Below are 16124 nucleotides of genomic sequence, written 5' to 3' on the forward strand. Positions count from 1 at the left end.
GTCATGATTCGATGTACTCTCCGTCCGGTAGTTCGATCAGCGGCACGTACTGTCCGTCCATCGCGTCCGCGAGCGTCCGGTTCCACTCGAACTCCTCGCGCTTTGCCGCCAGCGCGTCCTCGTCCGACCAGAGCGAGTACTTCGCGTCGTTGAGCCCGTAGCCGGTGTCGACGTACGCGGTTTCGATATCAGCCTCGCCGTAGGCTGAGGCGATCCGCAACGCTTCCGTCTCGGGGTCGGCACCGTCGTTGTACGGGACGTTCGCTTTCCCGTCGCTGAACACGACCACGAGCGGGTAGACGTCCTCGTTCCGGCGGCGTTCGCGCTCGACGAGGTCGTACGCGGAGGCGAGCCCGTGACAGAGCGGGGTGTTACCGCCGACCCGGAGCTCTGACACCCGACGCCTCGCGCGGTCGACGTTCCGAGTCGGGTCGACGTAGACCTGTGCGCTCTGTCCGCGGAACGCCACCACTGCGACGCGATCCCGCGTTCGGTACGCGTCTTCGAGCAGCGAGAGAACGGCCCGCTTCGTCTCCCGCATCTGCGGACCGTTCATCACGCTCCCGCTGGCGTCGACGACCAGCACCAGCAGGGCCTCCGCGTTCCGTTCCCGGATCGCCTGCCGGAGGTCCTGCGACCAGACGTCGATACCGTCGCTGTCCGCGTCCGACCGCCGGTGTTGTCGGCGGGCCGCGGCTCGCACCGTCGCGTCGATAGCGACGTCGTCGACGTCGTCCTGCCGCCGAGCCCCGACGTACCGGCCGCTTCGCATCCGGATCTTCGAGGGGACTCGCCGGCCGTAGTCGTCGCGGAGGGTGCGGTCCTGCGGCGGATCGATGGCGGTCCGGTCGATCGGATAGGTCGTCTCCGCATCGGTGATGAGGTCGTTTCGGCCGCCGTTTATCGGCACTCGCCCGTCGGACCCTTCGTCAGCGCTGTCAGCCGTGTCCGCGACCTCTTCCGGTTCGGCGTCGTCCGGCAGCAGCACCGCCTCCCCGGCGTCTGTCGCCGCTCGCATATCGGTCGGCAGCCGATGCGCCAGCGCGAGCGTCTGCGCCTCGGCGAGGTCTCGGTCGCGCACTTCCCCGGCCCCGTCGAACGCGGCGATCGTCGCGGCTGTCCGGCGAACCGCGATGTCGCCGCGCAGCCCCGGTACGCGATGGTCGACCGCGCTCTCGGAGATTGCGGTCGCGATGTCGTCAGGGACGGTCACGTCGTCGAGTCGGTCACGCGCGTCGACGATCCGGCGAGTTAGGTCCCGTTCCTCCTCGGCGTACGCGTCCCGGAACGCCGCCGGGTCAGCGTCGAACGCCCCCCGCCGGTCACTGATTTCGATGCGTTCGTCGACGTCCTCGACGCCTTTCACGTCGACGACGAGCCCGAACCGGTCCAGCAGTTGCGGCCGCAACGGTCCCTCCTCGGGGTTCATCGTTCCGACGAGGACGAACTCGGCGGGGTGGCGGTGGGAGACGCCCTCTCGCTCGACGACGTTCTCACCCATCGCCGCCGCGTCTAACAACACGTCGACGATGTGGTCGTCGAGCAGATTCACCTCGTCGACGTACAGCACGTTTCGGTTCGCGGCCGCGAGGATCCCCGGCTCGAACCGCTGTCGGCCCTCCGTCACCGCCGCTTCGAGATCCAGCGTTCCGGTCACTCTGTCCTCGGTGGCGTTCAGCGGCAGGTCGACCACCCGCATCGGGCGGGTCTCCGCCGACAGCAACTCGCCGTTCTTGCGGCGCTGCCGGCACTCCCCGCACATCCGTTCGGGGTCGGTCGGCGGACAGCCGTACGGGCAGTCCGTGACGACCTCCTGGTCGGGGAGAACGTCCGCGAGCGCGCGAACTGCCGTCGACTTCGCGGTGCCGCGCTCGCCCCGGATCAGCACGCCGCCGATATCCGGGTTGACCGCGTTCAACACCAGCGCGCGCTTCATCCGCTCCTGATTTACGATCGCCGTGAACGGGAACGATTCGCTCATCGTCGCCGGATCACGGCGGTCCCATCTCCGACTGAGGCGGTTGTTCGGTTGGATCCTCTTCCTCGGGTTCCGCCAGCGTGTCGATATCCGCTGCCCCCTCGGTCACGTCGTGATGGAGGAAACAGGCGACCTGACGGTCAGTCTGGGACGAGTCAAGCGCCGGAACCGCCTGGGAGCACTCCTCCATCGCGTCGGGACACCGCGGGTGGAACTGACACCCCTGGATGTCCTCGTCGTCGTCCTCCTCGGAGATGGGGAGGAGCACCCGCTCCCGGTCACCGGTGAGCGTCGGGAGGCTGGCGACCAGCGCCCGCGTGTACGGGTGTTTCGGCGCTCCGACGATCTGTTCGGCGGTCCCCTGTTCGACGATTCGACCGCGGTACATGACGCCGATCCGGTCCGCGATCAGTTTCACGACCGAGAGGTTGTGGGTGACGTAGAACATCGCGAACCCGTGTTCCGTCTGTAGTCTGTCGAGCAGCCGAATGATCCCCGACTGCAGGGAAACGTCGAGCATCGACAGCGGCTCGTCCGCCACGAGCAGATCCGGGTCTAACACGATCGCGCGTCCGATGCTGACGCGCTGTCGTTCGCCGCCGCTCAGTTGATCCGGGAACGAGTCCATGTACTCCTCGGCCGGGTGGAGTCCGACGTCTTCGAGGGTGGTTTCGACTTTCGCCTCCAGTTCCTCCCGGTCGAGGTCGCGGAAGTTCTTCAACGGCTCGGCGATCGCCTGAAACACCGTCTTCTTCGGGTTGAGCGTCTCGTACGGGTCCTGGAAGATGATCTGGGCGCGTTCGCGGAACGCCCGGAGTTCCTTGTTCGAGTACTCGCAGATGTTTTCCCCGTCGAACAGTATCTCCCCCTCGGTCGGGTCTTCGAGTCGGAGCGTCGTCTCGATGAGCGTGGACTTTCCCGACCCGCTTTCGCCGATGACGCCGAACGTCTCCCCGCGGTCGATCGTCAGGTCGAGGTCGTCGACCGCCTCGACCTGGTCCTCCCGTCCGAGCAGGCGACTGAGGAACCCGGACGCCGCCGCGTAGTACTTCTTGATTCCGTTGATCTCTAGGAGCGGATCAGTCGACATTTGACCAGTCCACCTCCGCGGCTTCTCCCCGCATCAAATCTGATTCTCCGGCGCGGTAACACGCGGAGTGGATCCCCTGACGTTCCTCTCGGAACTCCGGATGCGCCGTCTCGCATTCCGCTTCTGCGAACGGACATTTGTTGATGAAGCGACACCCCTCCGGCGGGTTATGTAGGTTCGGTGGTTGCATCTTCATCGCGATCATTTCCTCGGTGCTGGATGCGAGGTCGGGGAGGGAGTTTTTCAGCCCGATAGTGTACGGATGCACCGGCTGGTCGAACATCGTCTTGCTCGGGCCTTTTTCGGTGATCTTACCGCCGTACATCTCGATGATGAACTCCGACGTTTCGACGAGGTCGGCGATGTCGTGGGAGACGAAGATGACCGAGATGCCGAACTCGTCCCGGTACGTCTCGATGTCGTTTAGGATCTTGTCCCGGAGCAACACGTCGAGCCCGGTCGTGGGCTCGTCGGCGATGATGAGTTCCGGCTCCAGGAGAAGCGACATGGCGAGCAGGACCCGCTGTCGCATACCCCCGCTCAACTGGTGGGGGTAACTCTTGAGGCGCGAGGGGCTGATGCCGACGAGGTCGAGCACCTCCTTCGCGCGCTCGATGCAGTCCTGTTTCGACACGTCCGACCTGTGGGCCAGGATCGTCTCGGTCAACTGCTGCTGGATGGTGTACACCGGGTCCAGGCTTCCCATCGCACTCTGGGGAACGTAGGCTATCTGTTCCCACCGTATTTCCCGCATCCGCTCGTCCGAGATAGCCGCCAGGTCGGTTCCGTCGAAGGTGATCTCGCCCGACGGGATGACAGCGTTGTCGGGGAGCCCCCCGATGATCGCCTTCGCGAGCGTCGACTTCCCGCAGCCGGATTCGCCGAGGACGCCGACGATAGACTCCGTTTCGATGTCGAACGACACCCCGTCGACCGCGCGGACGTACCCGTCTTCGACCTCGTACTGAACTTCCAGATCCCGTACGGAGAGCAGAGACATTGTGACCGTTTACGTTTGCCAGTCGTATCTGGCGCAGCTACTTATCTCTGAACCGCGCCGGAACGCGCGCAGGAGGCCGTAGTTGTAACATCTCGCAGCCATCATGCTCGACATGAACAGGTCGCCCTCGTTGAGCGCATCCAGGGGGGTGACCTCGCCGCTCATGATCCTGTACAGCGATTCCGTGTCGCTCTCGACGCGCGTTACCTCGTTGACGAGGTCCGGCGATTCGATGCGGCCGGGATCGCATTCGATACCGTCGGGCGTGGCGTGCAGAACGAACGGCTCGGCGTCCGACAGGTCGAAGACGAACTTCCGGTCCGCTAGCTGCTGTTCGAGTACTTCGCTCCCTTCGTCGTCGTCGGCCAGCTGTTCGAGAAAGCTGGTAACTTCGGTTGTAATGTCACTCATTGTTTCACCTTACTTTTGTTTGAGCAGTTTGTCCGGGTCGCCGTATTTCTCCGCGACGTCGCGGATGTCGGGGTCGTCGAGGAACGTTAGCTTGCCGTCCTCGACGACAGGTTCGCCGTCGATCTCTATCGTGGGGTCGAGCACGAATCCGTCGAGGTGAAGCTCCGTCCCGCCGGTCTCTTCGAACGGGTACATGCTGAAACATCGCATGTTACCGATGGCGATGTGGATGTTCCCGTATCGGCGCTCCGCCTCGTTGGGGATCGGCTTCTGGTCGAGCGGAGCGTCGCGGACCTTCGGATGGAGTCCGAACATGAACTCCTCGCAGAAGCCGACGTTCGGGACGCCCTCGACGATGTCGCTGAGTTCGTCGGCGGCGCGACCGCCCTCGATATTCGTACAGAAGTTGTCTTCGAACGTCAGCTCGATCGGCTCGTCCCCGACGCCCACGCCGCTGAAGGCGTCGTAGCAGACGACGCCGTTCGTTTCCTGCGGCGGGAGCACGCCGGCGATAGCCCCCGGGAACGTCGCCGGATACGTGCCCGGTCGCTTCTCGTCGGCCGGGACCGTCCCGAAGTCGCCGCCCCAGTCCTCGGGATTGTACGTCGCGGTGACGTCGGTGCCTTTCTCGCACGTGACGTGGATCTCCGAACCCGAACGAGTGAGCGAAAGCGCCTTCTTCTCGATTTCCAGGACCAGTTCGACCGGATACTCCGCGGCCTCCTGAGCGAAGAACTCCGGGTCGTGGGGATTGGCCACACTGTACATCTCCAGACCGTGTTCCATGATCGCCTTCTGCGTCCCGCGGTCGTGGCTCGTCGCGAAAGTCAGCCGAAGCATCTTGTCGGCCGCTTTCAGCGCTTCGTCGACGATCGGTCCGCCCCCCTGGGCCTGGATGGGGTTGAAATCTATCCACGTTACCACTACGTTCGCTCCCTGTGAGCGGGCCTCGGCGGCCACTTCGTTCACCACGTCCTCGTCGGCGTAGCTATCGGCGACGACGACGACCTCCTCGTCCTCCGATACCTCCGCCCAGTTGACAACGTAGTTTCTAATACCTACTGCTCTGTCAGTCGCTCTCATGCGACCGCAAAGAGACCGCTTTATGTATTAAACGTTTTCCATGGATTCAGGAATAGGAGGCGGTGATTTATCGAAAAAAGAACCCGTAATTGCTCGGATTTACCCGTGTCAGCCCTCAATCTATCCGGTACCGCTCGATCGCGTCGCCGTCGACGGTAATACCCATCCCGTGGTCGTCGGGAACGGTGAACGTCGGGGCGTCCGGACGCCAGCGCTCGCCGTTTTCGAGGAGCGAGCCCTTCGCGTCAGCGTTCAGTAATCCCGTCGGATACGCCCGCTCCGGAGCGGCGAGCGCGAAGTGGGCGGCCGCGGCCGCACCGACTCCCAGTTCGAGCATGCCGCCGACGTAGCAGGGGAGCCCGTGCGCCGCCGCGACCGCCGCGACACGCGTCGCGTTCGTGATGCCGCCGGCCTTCGCGAGTTTGACGTTCACGGCGTCGACTGCGTCCGCACGAGCGAGCGCCGCGACATCGGCAGGGCTGTAACAGCCCTCGTCCGCCATTACCGACGGCTCGACCGCCGCCCGCACCCGACTGAGCCCTTGGAGGTCGTCGTGTCCGACCGGCTGTTCGACGAAGACGATGCCGGACGCGGCGTCGCGTAACGCGTTGATCGACCGGATCGCCTCCCCGACTGTCCACGTGCCGTTGGCGTCGACGCGGATCCGGGCGTCCGGACAGGCCTCGCGGACCGCCTGTAACCGTTGACGGTCCGCACTCAGGTCGTCAGCGCCGACTTTGAGCTTGAAGTCGGTGAAGCCGCGCTCGGCAGCCGCCGACACCTCGTCCCGGACCGTCTCCGGGTCCTTGATACCGACCGTGTAGTGGAGCGGGAGCGTGCGATCCGCCGCCGTCGGTCCTCCGAGCAAGGAGACCGTCGGCTGTTCGAGATACTTCCCCACGAGGTCGTACAGCGCAGTGTCGACGCCCGAAAGCGCGAACGGATGCGTGGCGACGACCTCGTCGAGGTCCTCGACGATCCGCGCCACATGCGTCGGGTCGCGGCCTTCGACGACCGGTGCGAACTCCCGTTCGAGTATCGTCCGGACGGTCTGCTGTGTTCCGCTCTGGGGCCAGTCCGGGTGGGGAGCGACCTCGCCGTACCCCACGGCGTCGTTCGCCGCTTCCGCGCGGACCAGGACGTGGTCGAACGAGTCCGAACCGGACGTCGACGCCCCCGAACCGCCGGTCTGCAGGCTCGTCGCCTTCGGAACGCTGATCGGGATCGCGTCGAGGGATGTGATCTCCATGCTGGTCGGGTCGTTACTCGTGGTCCGCGCTCGTAAACGAGTCCTCGTCCGTTTCGGCGAACTCGTCGCGCACGTTGTCGAAGTCGGCACCGACCCGGAAGTCCTTCGGGTTCTCGACCTCGTCGGGGACGATACCGACGAGCTGTTCGACGCGTGGGACGCGAACGCGAGGGTACGACCCGATGTGGATGTGCTCCTCGTCGCCGATCACTTCGACGCGGTTCTCGGCGCCGCCGGGCAGGTACACGACGTCGCCCGGCCCCGCTTCGATCGATTGCTCGTTCCCGTCGTTGTCCTTGTAGTACCAGACGCATCGGCCCTTGATGGTAGTCAGGATCTGGTACATCTCGGGCATGTGCGAGTGCAGCGGGAAGACGTCGCCGGGTTGCCCCGTCGTCCACGTGACGTACATGTCGTTGGTCAGCATCACCGAATGGACCGTCTTCAGGTTATCGCCGGCACCCTCGACGAGGTCGGGAGCATCCGGCGCGTGTACTTTGAACGCGTGCTGTTCTGGCAGGACGGAGTAGTCCTTGTCGGCCACTGGGTTATCGGCCATACCTCCTAAAACCCGTAATCGATATATAAAACCATGGGTCACTTCGGATCTCGGTCCGGATCTCGAACATCCCCGGCCGTTCGGTAATACCGACCAAGATTTATTATAGTCCAAACGCAGTGTGTGGTATGGCACAGAAAGGCACGCAAGGCGGCGTCAAATCCGACGAGACGCTGCTCGACATCATCGAGACGGTCAGGGAACGCGACGGCGGGAGAGTCACGGAGATCGCCGAGGAACTGGACCTGGCCAAAAGCTCCGTTCACAGCCACCTGAAGACACTCGAAGATCACGGGTTCATGTGTCGGGACGGCGACGAGTACAGGATCGGGTACCGCTTTCTCGACTACGGCATCTGGATGCGAAATCAGAGCGACCTGTTTCAGGTGGCCAAGCCGAGACTGAAAGAACTGTCGCGGGAGACCGGCCACAAGGTCTGGTGCGTTATCGAACGGGACGGGAAGGCGGTGTACCTGTACGGGGCCGAAGGGAAGTCGCCGATTCAGACGTACGCGCGCGAGGGCGGCATCACGGAACTACACTTTCTGGCCGCCGGCAAAGCGATCCTCGCCCATCTGCCGGAGGCCCAACGGGAGCAGATCGTCGAGGGGGACGGCCTGCCCGCGAAGACGAACGGGACGATCACCGACCCCGAGACGCTGTACTCGGAACTCGAGGAGATCCGGGAGCGAAAGGTCGCGTTCAACATCGGCGAGGCGCTGGAGGGGTTAAACGCGGTCGGTGCACCGATCAAGCGCGTCGACGACGGCGTCTACGGGGCGATCAGCCTCTCCGGCCCGGCGAATCGTCTCACCAGGGACCGACTCGAAGACGAATACGCGGAGCGACTGCTCGGGATCGCAAACGAGATCGAGATCAACATCAGGCACATCTGACCCGCGTTCGGTGTCACCGAACCCATTTGTCAGCCCCTCCAGTAACTGTGTTTATCCCTCCGATAGACGGGTTCTCAGTCGGCGTTATCAGGGTAGTGCCGTCACGGATAACCGGTAAGATGGCCCGTCACCCCGATTTAGCATCAGTTTGAGAGTCTCGGAGAACTATCCCTCGTTCGTTGTCAGCGAATATCACGCGTTATCGACTATCATACGCCCGAGAGCTGTGTCGGTCCGCTCTGACCATCAAGCAGAAACAGGCATCTGACGAACCAGCATTTTAACACAGGTTTAGGGTGTGTTTTACGGCAGCCAGACTGTGAATGCGCTGGCGTACACCGAACACGGCAAGACGAATACGCGGAGCGTCGGTATAGAGACCGAACGACCCGATTAGCGGAGTCTGCGGCCGGCTCTGGGAACTATCGTCTTTGTCTCGTAGTAGTTCCATTTCTCGGCCCACTGTTCCCACACCCTTAGGGCGTGTCACACTTGGCGTATACGGGTTCCGTATACGGATTCAGCCGCGGAGTAGTGACTGACAGAGATCGATATCAAGAGAATCACGATGGTACGACGGCGTGGGATGAAACTCTGGCCCTATCAGGGACTCTCGTCCGTCTCGATCTTCATGTCGGATAGGGGCCTTGCGATGCAGGTCAGGACGTACCCTTCCTCCTTCTCGCTGTCCGAGAGGAACATGCCCTCGGTCTGTTCGACGTCACAGTCGGTCTCCCGCATCGCACAGCAGACGCCGCAGATTCCCATACGGCACTGATAGGGGAGGTCGATACCCGCTTCCTCCGCGGCTTCGAGGATCGACTGGTTCTCCGGGACTTCGAGCGTCACGTCTCTGTCGACGAGTTCGACGGTGTGCGTCTCGACCATGTGAACTACCGTTCCTCGGTTGATTTTTCGTACACGTGCTCGACGGGTTCGAAGCCGAACTCCTCGTACACCTGCGCGGCATCATCGTCGCCCTCCATCACGTCGATCCGGTAGAAGTCGACCTCGTGGGGGCTGCCGGCGAACCAGTCGTGGGCCTCGTCGAGCAACGCTTTTCCGACGCCTTTCCCCTGATGCTCGGGTTCGACGTAGTGCCCGTTGATGTACCCGTGGTCTTCGAGTCGGAATATCGGATGGTCCCCCATCACGCGCCCCTCGAGAGCGCCGATGAGCTCTCCGGTCTCCTCGTCTTCCGCGACGACGACCATTCCGTACTTCGAATCGACGAGTTGGTTCTCGAAATACTGCAACCAGCGGTCGTCGGCGTCCTCTTTGTGACGGTATCTGTCGTCGTACTTGGAGAGGTGGTCAGTGAATCCGTGCCAAAGGTCGAGCAGTTCCTCTCCGTCGTCCAACGTCGCCTGTCGAACGTCGTACGTCATGTGATACCGAACGAACCCGATTGACAAAAAAGATCCTGTCGAACGGATCTGATACCCCCCGAGGGATCAAACAGCGAAGACCGGCCGCACGAGAGTTCATCTCCTACGTTCGCGGGTGCGTGTCGACTATGGTCGAGGTCACGTTCGCCGTTGAATGGGGTACCGGCCGCCCCGCACGTTGTGGACTACTCGATTCAGACCCTGACGAGGATCCGGTTGTCAGAGCCGATACGCGCAACGTATACAGAAAACAATTATAAACCTGGCCCGGTAAGTCGATACTGTTCGAACCATGCCCACAGAGAAACAGTTGAAAGAACAGGTGCAAAACGGGAAGATGATCGAGTCCGAGGAGGAGATGACGGAGGGCTACAAGGAGGCGCTCAAGCAGATCCTGCTGGTGTCCGGAGACACCGAACTGATGAGCGCGCCGGCGTACTACGACCAGTCGCTGAACGCGCCGTCGCTCGACGCACGTACCTCCTGCGTGAGCGTCATTCAGGACGAACTCGGTCACGGCCACATCGCGTACCGCCTGCTCGAAGACCTCGGCGAGGACCGCGAGGAACTCATCTACGGGCGCGAACCGTACGAGTTCCGGAACACGTACGGGTTCGACCAGCACATCGAGAACTTCGCCGAACTCGTGACCGCACACGGGATCTTCGACCGTGCGGGGATGGTCCTACTCGGCGATATCTACGAGAACACGTCGTACGCGCCGTGGAAGCGCGCGCTCACGAAAGTCGAGAAGGAAGAGCAGTTCCACCTGCGCCACGGCGAGACGTGGATGCGCCGGCTGGCGAACAAGAACGACAAAACCAAAGACAAGCTACAGGAAGCCGTCGACTGGATGTTCCCCATCGGCGTCGAATGGTTCGGCATGCCCGACGACAAGAAGCGCAACACCGACCAGCTGGACTACCGCATCAAGGGCAAATCCAACGACGAACTCAGACAGGACTGGCTCTCGCGGACGCTTCCGCTGATGGACGAACTCGACCTGGACGTGCCGGCCCACCACGACGAGGAGGCCGACGAGTACGTCCTCGAATACGACCTGCCGATCGCTTTCGACGCTGAGAACAAGGACTGGCGGATGAACGAGCACATTTCATGGTCGGACGTGCTCGACCGCTGGCGGGACCGCGGCCCCGCCAACGAGAAGTACGTGAACCTCATCCAGTCCGGAAAAGTCGATGTCGGTATCTGATACGATGGCAACGACAAACCGAAACGTCGACAGTTCGGCCGGACCGCCACGAACCAGCGAATTCATCGAGAACCGTCGGACGGACTCGACCCCGTTCGAGGAGCGCCTGTGGGACGCGGTCGACGAGATCCCCGACCCGCACATCCCCGTCAGCCTCGTCGAGATGGCGATGGTCTACGACGTCGAGGAGACGGACGGACACGTCGACGTCGAGATGACGTACCCCTGCATGGGGTGCCCGGCGTACGACATGATCCAGAACGACGTCCGGAGCTGTCTCCGGGTCATCGAAGGCGTCGAGTCCGTCGACGTCGAGGTCGTCTGGGACCCCGTGTGGTCGAAAGACATGCTCACAGACGAAGTTCGCGAGAAAATGCGAGAATCCGGGATCGGACTATGAGCGACACTGAGAAATACGAAGTGTTCGCCCGCAAGAACCAGGGCGACGACACGAAACACGTCGGCAACGTCAGCGCGAAAAACGGAAGGCTGGCCAAGATGTACGCACACAACACGTTCGACGAAGAGGACTGGGACTACATGGCGGTCGTCAGACAGGGAGACCTCCTCGAGGTCGAACACGGAACTCCCAGAACCACGGTGACCACCGATGAGTGACTGGCCAGATGAGGCGGTCGAGTACCTTCAGGCGATCGCGGACACGAAGCTCGTCCTCGGCCACCGGAACGCCCAGTGGAGCCTGGCCGGGCCGTCGCTGGAGGACGACATCGGCGGGTCCAGCGCCGCCCAGGAGGAAGTCGGTCACGTCCGACAGTTGTTCCGCATGCTCCAGCAACAGGGACGGGACGACGACTGGCTCCAGGGCGACCGCGATCCGACGGAGTTCAACAACGTCTCCGCGCTCGACGTGATAGACGGCGAGTGGCCCGAGTACGTGGCGACGATAGCGCCCGCTGACCGGGCCGCGTGGTATCTCCTCGATGCGATCGACCGGGACGACATGGACGGGATGATCACGAAGATCGGGGAGGAAGAGTACTTCCATCTGGAGTATCACGACGCCAGACTGGAGACGCTGGCGGAGGAGTACCCCAGCAGGATCCAGGAGACGCTCGAAGAGACGCTTCCGCAGACGATGGCGTTCATCGGCCCGTCTACGTACGACGACGACGCCGACCCGCTGCTTGACGCCGGGTTCACCGACACCTCGATAGCGTCTATCAGAGACTCGTTCGCCGACCATTACCGGGAACTGTTCGACGACACGCCGGTGTCGCTCGACGGCGTCGACTGGACGGCCCCCGACCCGGACGACTGGGACGAAACCCGCCGTCGAGTCGGGTCGGGCGGCATCAGCGATGAGGACATCCGTCAGCTCACCGGCGAAGAGAACGCGATGTTCGCGAGGTGACACCGTGACCGACTCGGGAGAGCCGACGGTCGAGTGTCCGCACTGCGGTTCACAGGACACTGAGCAGGAGTCCGCATTCGGGAGCGAAGTGTCCAAATCGCAGTACTACTGCAACGGCTGTCACACGGTCTTCGAGCGGATCAAGTGGGAAGGGAAGCAGCCGGACGAGTAGCGAAACGGTGGCGATCCGGATTTCCCGGAATCGGCGGATAGCGCCGCTTAAACTGTCTTTCTATGGACCTCAGCACATATCCTGAGGGAAAATTACTTATAGACGGATGGTATTGCACTGTGTGTATGCAATCGTTTAGTGAGCTTGATCTGGAATATTTCCAGACAGAGCTGGAGGACAACGTAGGAACCATCCGACTCAACCGACCGCCGGCGAACGCGCACAACATCGACGTGCTCCTGGAGCTCCAGCGGGCCGTCGAGACCGTTCGCTTCGACGAGGAGGTTCGCGCCTGCCTGTTCGGCAGCGCGAACGAGAAGTTCTTCTCGACCGGCTTCGACATCCAGGCGCTACAGGACGAGTCCGGCAAGCAGGTCGGCTACGCCAGCCAGACGAGCAAGGAGGTCATCATGAAGATGCGCACGACAGACACCATCTTCATCGCGATGATCGACGGCCACTGCATGGGCGGCGGCCTCGAACTCGCGCTAGCCTGTGACTTCCGATACGCGGGCAACGACGACGACTACAACGTCGGTATGCCGGAGATACACCTCGGACTCATCGCCGGCGAGGCCGGGACGCAGTTGCTCCCGCGGTACATCGACCGCTCGACCGCCCTCGAAATGATGATCACGGGCGAGACTGTCACGCCCGAGGAAGCCGTCGAGCGCGGGATCTTCGACGAGGTTCACCCGCCGGACGAGGTCGAGGACGAGGCGTTCGAGTTCGCACGGCAGATCACCGAAAAATCGCACCTGGCGGTCGGGAACAACAAACTGGCCGTCAACGAGGGGCTCGAAATGCCGCTGTCGGACGCGCTCGCTCACGAGCGCGAGCTCCAGAACCGACTGCTCGGATCGGACGTTGCAAAGGAAGGCGTCGACGCGTACCTCGGCGACCACCAGCCGGACTTCAAGGCCGTCGAACTCGGCGACAAAGAACCCGGCGCTCCGGACGACGACTAGAGGTTCAGCGCTTCCGACGCGGCTGTTGTTTTCTGTATCTCGGTCGTTCCGCCGATGATACTCAGTATCTTCGCGTCCCTGTAGTACCGTTCGAGCGGCAGGTCCTTGCTGTACCCCTTGCCGCCGTGGACCTGCATCGCGTTCCGGGTGACGAACTCCGCGGCGTCGCTCGCGACGTACTTCGCCTTGCTCGACTTCCGGGTGTCCCCGTTTCCGTCGGCGATAGCCTTCGCGGAGTCGTAGACGAGATGGCGCGCGCCGTCTAGCTGGGCGTCCATTTCGGCGACGAGTACCTGGACGGCCTGATACTCTCCGACCGGTTGCCCGCCCTGCTCGCGGTCGCCCGCGTAGTCGATCGCGTCGTCGAACGCGGCGGTCGCTAACCCCGTCCCGATGGCCCCCAGTCCAGTCCGGGCCATGTCGATTGTTCCCATCGCGATGCGGAACCCGTGTCCGACATCGCCGAGCAGCGCCGACTCGTCGACGCGGACGCCGTCGAGCGTCGAGTCCCCGGTCACGTGGCCGCGCATGCCCATGAACTCCGTCCGGTCGAAGGTGAACCCCTCCCGTTCGTCGACGCCGGGCATCAGGAACACGCTCACGCCGTGACTGTCCTCCGGGGCGGGCCGCCTGCGTGCCACGACGAGATGAACGTCCGCGACGCCGGCGTTCGTGCCGAAGGACTTCTCGCCGTTTAGCAGGTAGCCGTCGTCGTCCGCCTCGGCGACGGTCGCGAGTTCGCTCGGGGAACTACCGGCACCAGGTTCGGTCAGCAGCATCGCACCGGTCATCTCGCCCCGCGCCATCGGCTCAAGATACCGCTCTTTCTGTTCCTCGCTGCCGAAGTTCGCGATAGGGAGCGCGGCGAACGTGTGGCCCTGAATCGTCTCCGCGACGGCACCGGAGGCCTGTGCGATCTGCTCGACCGCCAAACAGTACGAGAGGAAATCGGAGCCCTCGCCGCCGTACTCCTCGGGCAGTAGGATCCCGAGCAGCCCCCTGTCACCCGCTTTCTCGACAACGTCTCGGGGGAACTCGTCAGTTCGTTCGATGTCTTCGGCGTCCGGTTCGACGACTTCGGACGCGAAGGTCGCAGCCCGGTCACGGAACTCACGGTGCTCGTCGGAGAGCGCGCTCTCGATGAGACTCATACACTGCTACACGCGGGGCACGACACCATAAAAGTTCTCAGGAGACGGGAACGCTGACGAACTTGCCCCCAGAACGTTACCGACGCGAGGCGAGAGGCGGCTCCGAGACGTTACTCCAGGTTGACGTTCACGTTCTTCGTCTGGGTGTACTCGTGGAGCGCCTCGGTCCCCTGCTCGCGGCCGTAGCCGCTCTCCTTGAAGCCGCCGAAGGGGGTCTGGGGCTGCGTGACGGGATATTCGTTGACGCTGACCATGCCGTAGTCCAGATACTCGGCGACCGTGTGGGCCGTTTTGAGGTCGGAGGTCCACACGCCGGCCATCAGTCCGTACGGGGAGTCGTTGGCGATCTCGATCGCCTCCTCCCGGTCGGAGAAACTGATCACCGAGAGTACGGGTCCGAATATCTCCTCCTGCGCGATAGTCATGTCGTTCGTCACGTCCGTAAACACCGTCGGCTCGACGAAGTATCCGGCGTCCTTGTCCTCGGGGACGCCGCCGCCGGTGGCGACGGTCGCTCCCTCCTCCTTCCCGGTCTCGATGTAGTCGAGGACCTCCTGTTGCTGGCTCTCGCTCACGGTCGGCCCCATCTGGCCGTCGTCGTCGATGCCGCTTCCCAGCGGCGTCGACTCCGCTCGCTGGACGACGCGGTCGACGACCTCGTCGTGGACCGACTCGTGAACGACCAGACGCGACCCGGCCCAGCACATCTGGCCGGCATTCATGAAGATGCCGTAGTGACAGCCGGCGGCCGCCGCGTCGAGGTCGGCGTCGGGGAAGATGACGTTCGGCCCCTTCCCGCCGAGTTCGAGCGTGACGCCAGTGACGTTCTCCGATGCGCGCTCCATGACGCCCTTGCCAACGCCCGTGCTGCCGGTGAAGGCGACGTGGTCGACGTCCGGGTGTTCGGCGAGTCGGTTTCCGGCAGTGCTGCCGCGGCCGGGGACGACGTTCAAGACGCCCTCGGGGAGACCCGCCTCCTCCGCGGCCACGGCGTAGTACAGCGCCGAAAGCGGCGTCGTACTGGAGGGTTTCAGCACCGCCGTGTTACCACAGGCGAGCGCCGGCGCGAGGCTCCGGCCCGCGAGCTGGAACGGGTAGTTCCACGGGATCACGTGTCCGGTAACGCCGACCGGCTCGCGAACGGTGTAGTTTAGTCGGTCGCCGGGAACGGGGACCTCGTCGCCCTGGATCTTGTCGGTCCAGCCGGCGTAGTACCGGAACGTTTCGATGACCATGTCGATGTCGAGCGACGCCTCGAACGGCGTCTTCCCGTTGTCGTGGGACTCGACGTTTACGATCTCGTCCTTTCGCTCCTCGATGGCGTCGGCCATCGCGTGCAGATGCTGGCCGCGCTCGCGAGGTCCGAGCGACCGCCACTCCCCGTCGCGGTGGGCGGCCTCGTACGCCGCTGCGACGGCGCGGTCCACGTCCGCTTCGGCCGCCTCCGCGACATCGGCGTACGGCTCTTCCGTGGCCGGATCCTCGGTGACGAACGTCTCGCCGCTCTCCGCGGCGGTCCACTCTCCGTCGATATACAGGGTCGTCGGTCCGGAGTAACTCATACACGCGAGGGTACTGTTTGAGACAACAAAAG

The 16124-nt window shown here is 63.3% G+C and carries 18 protein-coding genes; 7 read left to right on the forward strand and 11 right to left on the reverse strand.

The genetic code is table 11. The features are described from left to right. Position 1: 1 nt before the first annotated feature. From SM753_RS14910 to SM753_RS14940, 7 genes are all read right to left on the reverse strand, one after another. Complete coding sequence (locus SM753_RS14910; protein WP_323192207.1) at positions 2-1981, reverse strand: VWA domain-containing protein; 1980 nt, start codon at positions 1979-1981, stop codon at positions 2-4. Between the two features lie 10 nt (positions 1982-1991). Further along, positions 1992-3068: an ABC transporter ATP-binding protein gene (locus SM753_RS14915; protein ID WP_323192208.1), complete on the reverse strand. Its 1077-nt coding sequence runs from the start codon at positions 3066-3068 to the stop codon at positions 1992-1994. Next, positions 3058-4068: an ABC transporter ATP-binding protein gene (locus SM753_RS14920; RefSeq protein ID WP_323192209.1), complete on the reverse strand. Its 1011-nt coding sequence runs from the start codon at positions 4066-4068 to the stop codon at positions 3058-3060. Before SM753_RS14920 ends, SM753_RS14915 begins: the two co-directional genes overlap by 11 nt. Before the next feature lie 9 nt (positions 4069-4077). Then, entirely contained in the window at positions 4078-4479 is a 402-nt protein-coding gene (locus SM753_RS14925; RefSeq protein ID WP_323192210.1) for a hypothetical protein, read from the reverse strand. Positions 4480-4488: 9 nt separating this feature from the next. Next, entirely contained in the window at positions 4489-5562 is a 1074-nt protein-coding gene (locus SM753_RS14930; RefSeq protein ID WP_323192211.1) for a hypothetical protein, read from the reverse strand. 115 nt (positions 5563-5677) lie between these two features. Next, on the reverse strand, positions 5678-6811 hold the full coding sequence (locus SM753_RS14935; RefSeq protein ID WP_323192212.1) for an enolase C-terminal domain-like protein: 1134 nt from the start codon (positions 6809-6811) through the stop codon (positions 5678-5680). A gap of 13 nt (positions 6812-6824) precedes the next feature. After that, positions 6825-7370, reverse strand: a complete 546-nt coding sequence (locus tag SM753_RS14940) for a hypothetical protein (protein ID WP_323192213.1) — start codon at positions 7368-7370, stop codon at positions 6825-6827. Positions 7371-7498: 128 nt separating this feature from the next. Here SM753_RS14940 and SM753_RS14945 point away from each other — a divergent pair, with 128 nt between their 5' ends. Beyond that, the gene (locus SM753_RS14945) at positions 7499-8266 is read left to right on the forward strand and encodes an IclR family transcriptional regulator (protein WP_323192214.1); all 768 of its coding nucleotides are present in this window, start codon (positions 7499-7501) and stop codon (positions 8264-8266) included. A gap of 603 nt (positions 8267-8869) precedes the next feature. Here SM753_RS14945 and SM753_RS14950 read toward each other — a convergent pair. Beyond that, a complete protein-coding gene (locus SM753_RS14950; RefSeq protein ID WP_138798779.1) occupies positions 8870-9154 on the reverse strand; it encodes a 2Fe-2S iron-sulfur cluster-binding protein in 285 nt (94 codons plus the stop codon). A gap of 5 nt (positions 9155-9159) precedes the next feature. Further along, positions 9160-9654: a GNAT family N-acetyltransferase gene (locus tag SM753_RS14955; RefSeq protein WP_135535966.1), complete on the reverse strand. Its 495-nt coding sequence runs from the start codon at positions 9652-9654 to the stop codon at positions 9160-9162. 292 nt (positions 9655-9946) lie between these two features. Between SM753_RS14955 and SM753_RS14960 the strand changes: the two genes are divergently transcribed. From SM753_RS14960 to SM753_RS14985, 6 genes are all read left to right on the forward strand, one after another. Next, positions 9947-10867: a Phenylacetic acid catabolic protein gene (locus SM753_RS14960; RefSeq protein ID WP_135535965.1), complete on the forward strand. Its 921-nt coding sequence runs from the start codon at positions 9947-9949 to the stop codon at positions 10865-10867. Between the two features lie 4 nt (positions 10868-10871). Then, positions 10872-11267, forward strand: coding sequence for a metal-sulfur cluster assembly factor (locus SM753_RS14965; protein WP_135535964.1), 396 nt, complete (start codon positions 10872-10874; stop codon positions 11265-11267). Next, positions 11264-11485 carry a phenylacetic acid degradation PaaB family protein gene (locus SM753_RS14970; protein ID WP_135535963.1) on the forward strand — a complete coding sequence of 74 codons (222 nt, stop codon included), beginning with the start codon at positions 11264-11266 and terminating at the stop codon, positions 11483-11485. Before SM753_RS14965 ends, SM753_RS14970 begins: the two co-directional genes overlap by 4 nt. Then, on the forward strand, positions 11478-12239 hold the full coding sequence (locus tag SM753_RS14975) for a Phenylacetic acid catabolic protein (RefSeq protein WP_323192215.1): 762 nt from the start codon (positions 11478-11480) through the stop codon (positions 12237-12239). Before SM753_RS14970 ends, SM753_RS14975 begins: the two co-directional genes overlap by 8 nt. Before the next feature lie 4 nt (positions 12240-12243). Continuing rightward, on the forward strand, positions 12244-12411 hold the full coding sequence (locus tag SM753_RS14980; RefSeq protein WP_323192216.1) for a hypothetical protein: 168 nt from the start codon (positions 12244-12246) through the stop codon (positions 12409-12411). Between the two features lie 125 nt (positions 12412-12536). Then, entirely contained in the window at positions 12537-13379 is an 843-nt protein-coding gene (locus SM753_RS14985) for an enoyl-CoA hydratase/isomerase family protein (protein WP_135535960.1), read from the forward strand. Here SM753_RS14985 and SM753_RS14990 read toward each other — a convergent pair. Together SM753_RS14990 and SM753_RS14995 are read right to left on the reverse strand one after the other, a co-directional pair. Continuing rightward, positions 13376-14530 (reverse strand): acyl-CoA dehydrogenase family protein, encoded by a 1155-nt coding sequence (locus SM753_RS14990; protein WP_323192217.1) that lies wholly within the window; start codon positions 14528-14530, stop codon positions 13376-13378. The two genes, SM753_RS14985 and SM753_RS14990, sit on opposite strands and share 4 nt — an antisense overlap. 110 nt (positions 14531-14640) lie before the next feature. Then, a complete protein-coding gene (locus tag SM753_RS14995) occupies positions 14641-16092 on the reverse strand; it encodes an aldehyde dehydrogenase family protein (RefSeq protein WP_323192218.1) in 1452 nt (483 codons plus the stop codon). Between the last annotated feature and the right edge of the window lie 32 nt (positions 16093-16124).

Origin of the sequence: Halostella sp. PRR32 (genome assembly GCF_034808085.1) — an archaeon.
Taxonomy (GTDB): domain Archaea; phylum Halobacteriota; class Halobacteria; order Halobacteriales; family Natronoarchaeaceae; genus Halostella; species Halostella pelagica.

Coding starts and splice junctions, on each gene's coding strand:
- SM753_RS14930 (WP_323192211.1), bottom strand. CDS start 5,562: ATGAGAGCGACTGACAGAGCAGTAGGTATTAGAAACTACGTTGTCAAC.
- SM753_RS14925 (WP_323192210.1), bottom strand. CDS start 4,479: ATGAGTGACATTACAACCGAAGTTACCAGCTTTCTCGAACAGCTGGCC.
- SM753_RS14935 (WP_323192212.1), bottom strand. CDS start 6,811: ATGGAGATCACATCCCTCGACGCGATCCCGATCAGCGTTCCGAAGGCG.
- SM753_RS14965 (WP_135535964.1), top strand. CDS start 10,872: ATGGCAACGACAAACCGAAACGTCGACAGTTCGGCCGGACCGCCACGA.
- SM753_RS14990 (WP_323192217.1), bottom strand. CDS start 14,530: ATGAGTCTCATCGAGAGCGCGCTCTCCGACGAGCACCGTGAGTTCCGT.
- SM753_RS14955 (WP_135535966.1), bottom strand. CDS start 9,654: ATGACGTACGACGTTCGACAGGCGACGTTGGACGACGGAGAGGAACTG.
- SM753_RS14910 (WP_323192207.1), bottom strand. CDS start 1,981: ATGAGCGAATCGTTCCCGTTCACGGCGATCGTAAATCAGGAGCGGATG.
- SM753_RS14985 (WP_135535960.1), top strand. CDS start 12,537: ATGCAATCGTTTAGTGAGCTTGATCTGGAATATTTCCAGACAGAGCTG.
- SM753_RS14995 (WP_323192218.1), bottom strand. CDS start 16,092: ATGAGTTACTCCGGACCGACGACCCTGTATATCGACGGAGAGTGGACC.
- SM753_RS14940 (WP_323192213.1), bottom strand. CDS start 7,370: ATGGCCGATAACCCAGTGGCCGACAAGGACTACTCCGTCCTGCCAGAA.
- SM753_RS14915 (WP_323192208.1), bottom strand. CDS start 3,068: ATGTCGACTGATCCGCTCCTAGAGATCAACGGAATCAAGAAGTACTAC.
- SM753_RS14945 (WP_323192214.1), top strand. CDS start 7,499: ATGGCACAGAAAGGCACGCAAGGCGGCGTCAAATCCGACGAGACGCTG.
- SM753_RS14975 (WP_323192215.1), top strand. CDS start 11,478: ATGAGTGACTGGCCAGATGAGGCGGTCGAGTACCTTCAGGCGATCGCG.
- SM753_RS14970 (WP_135535963.1), top strand. CDS start 11,264: ATGAGCGACACTGAGAAATACGAAGTGTTCGCCCGCAAGAACCAGGGC.
- SM753_RS14920 (WP_323192209.1), bottom strand. CDS start 4,068: ATGTCTCTGCTCTCCGTACGGGATCTGGAAGTTCAGTACGAGGTCGAA.
- SM753_RS14950 (WP_138798779.1), bottom strand. CDS start 9,154: ATGGTCGAGACGCACACCGTCGAACTCGTCGACAGAGACGTGACGCTC.
- SM753_RS14960 (WP_135535965.1), top strand. CDS start 9,947: ATGCCCACAGAGAAACAGTTGAAAGAACAGGTGCAAAACGGGAAGATG.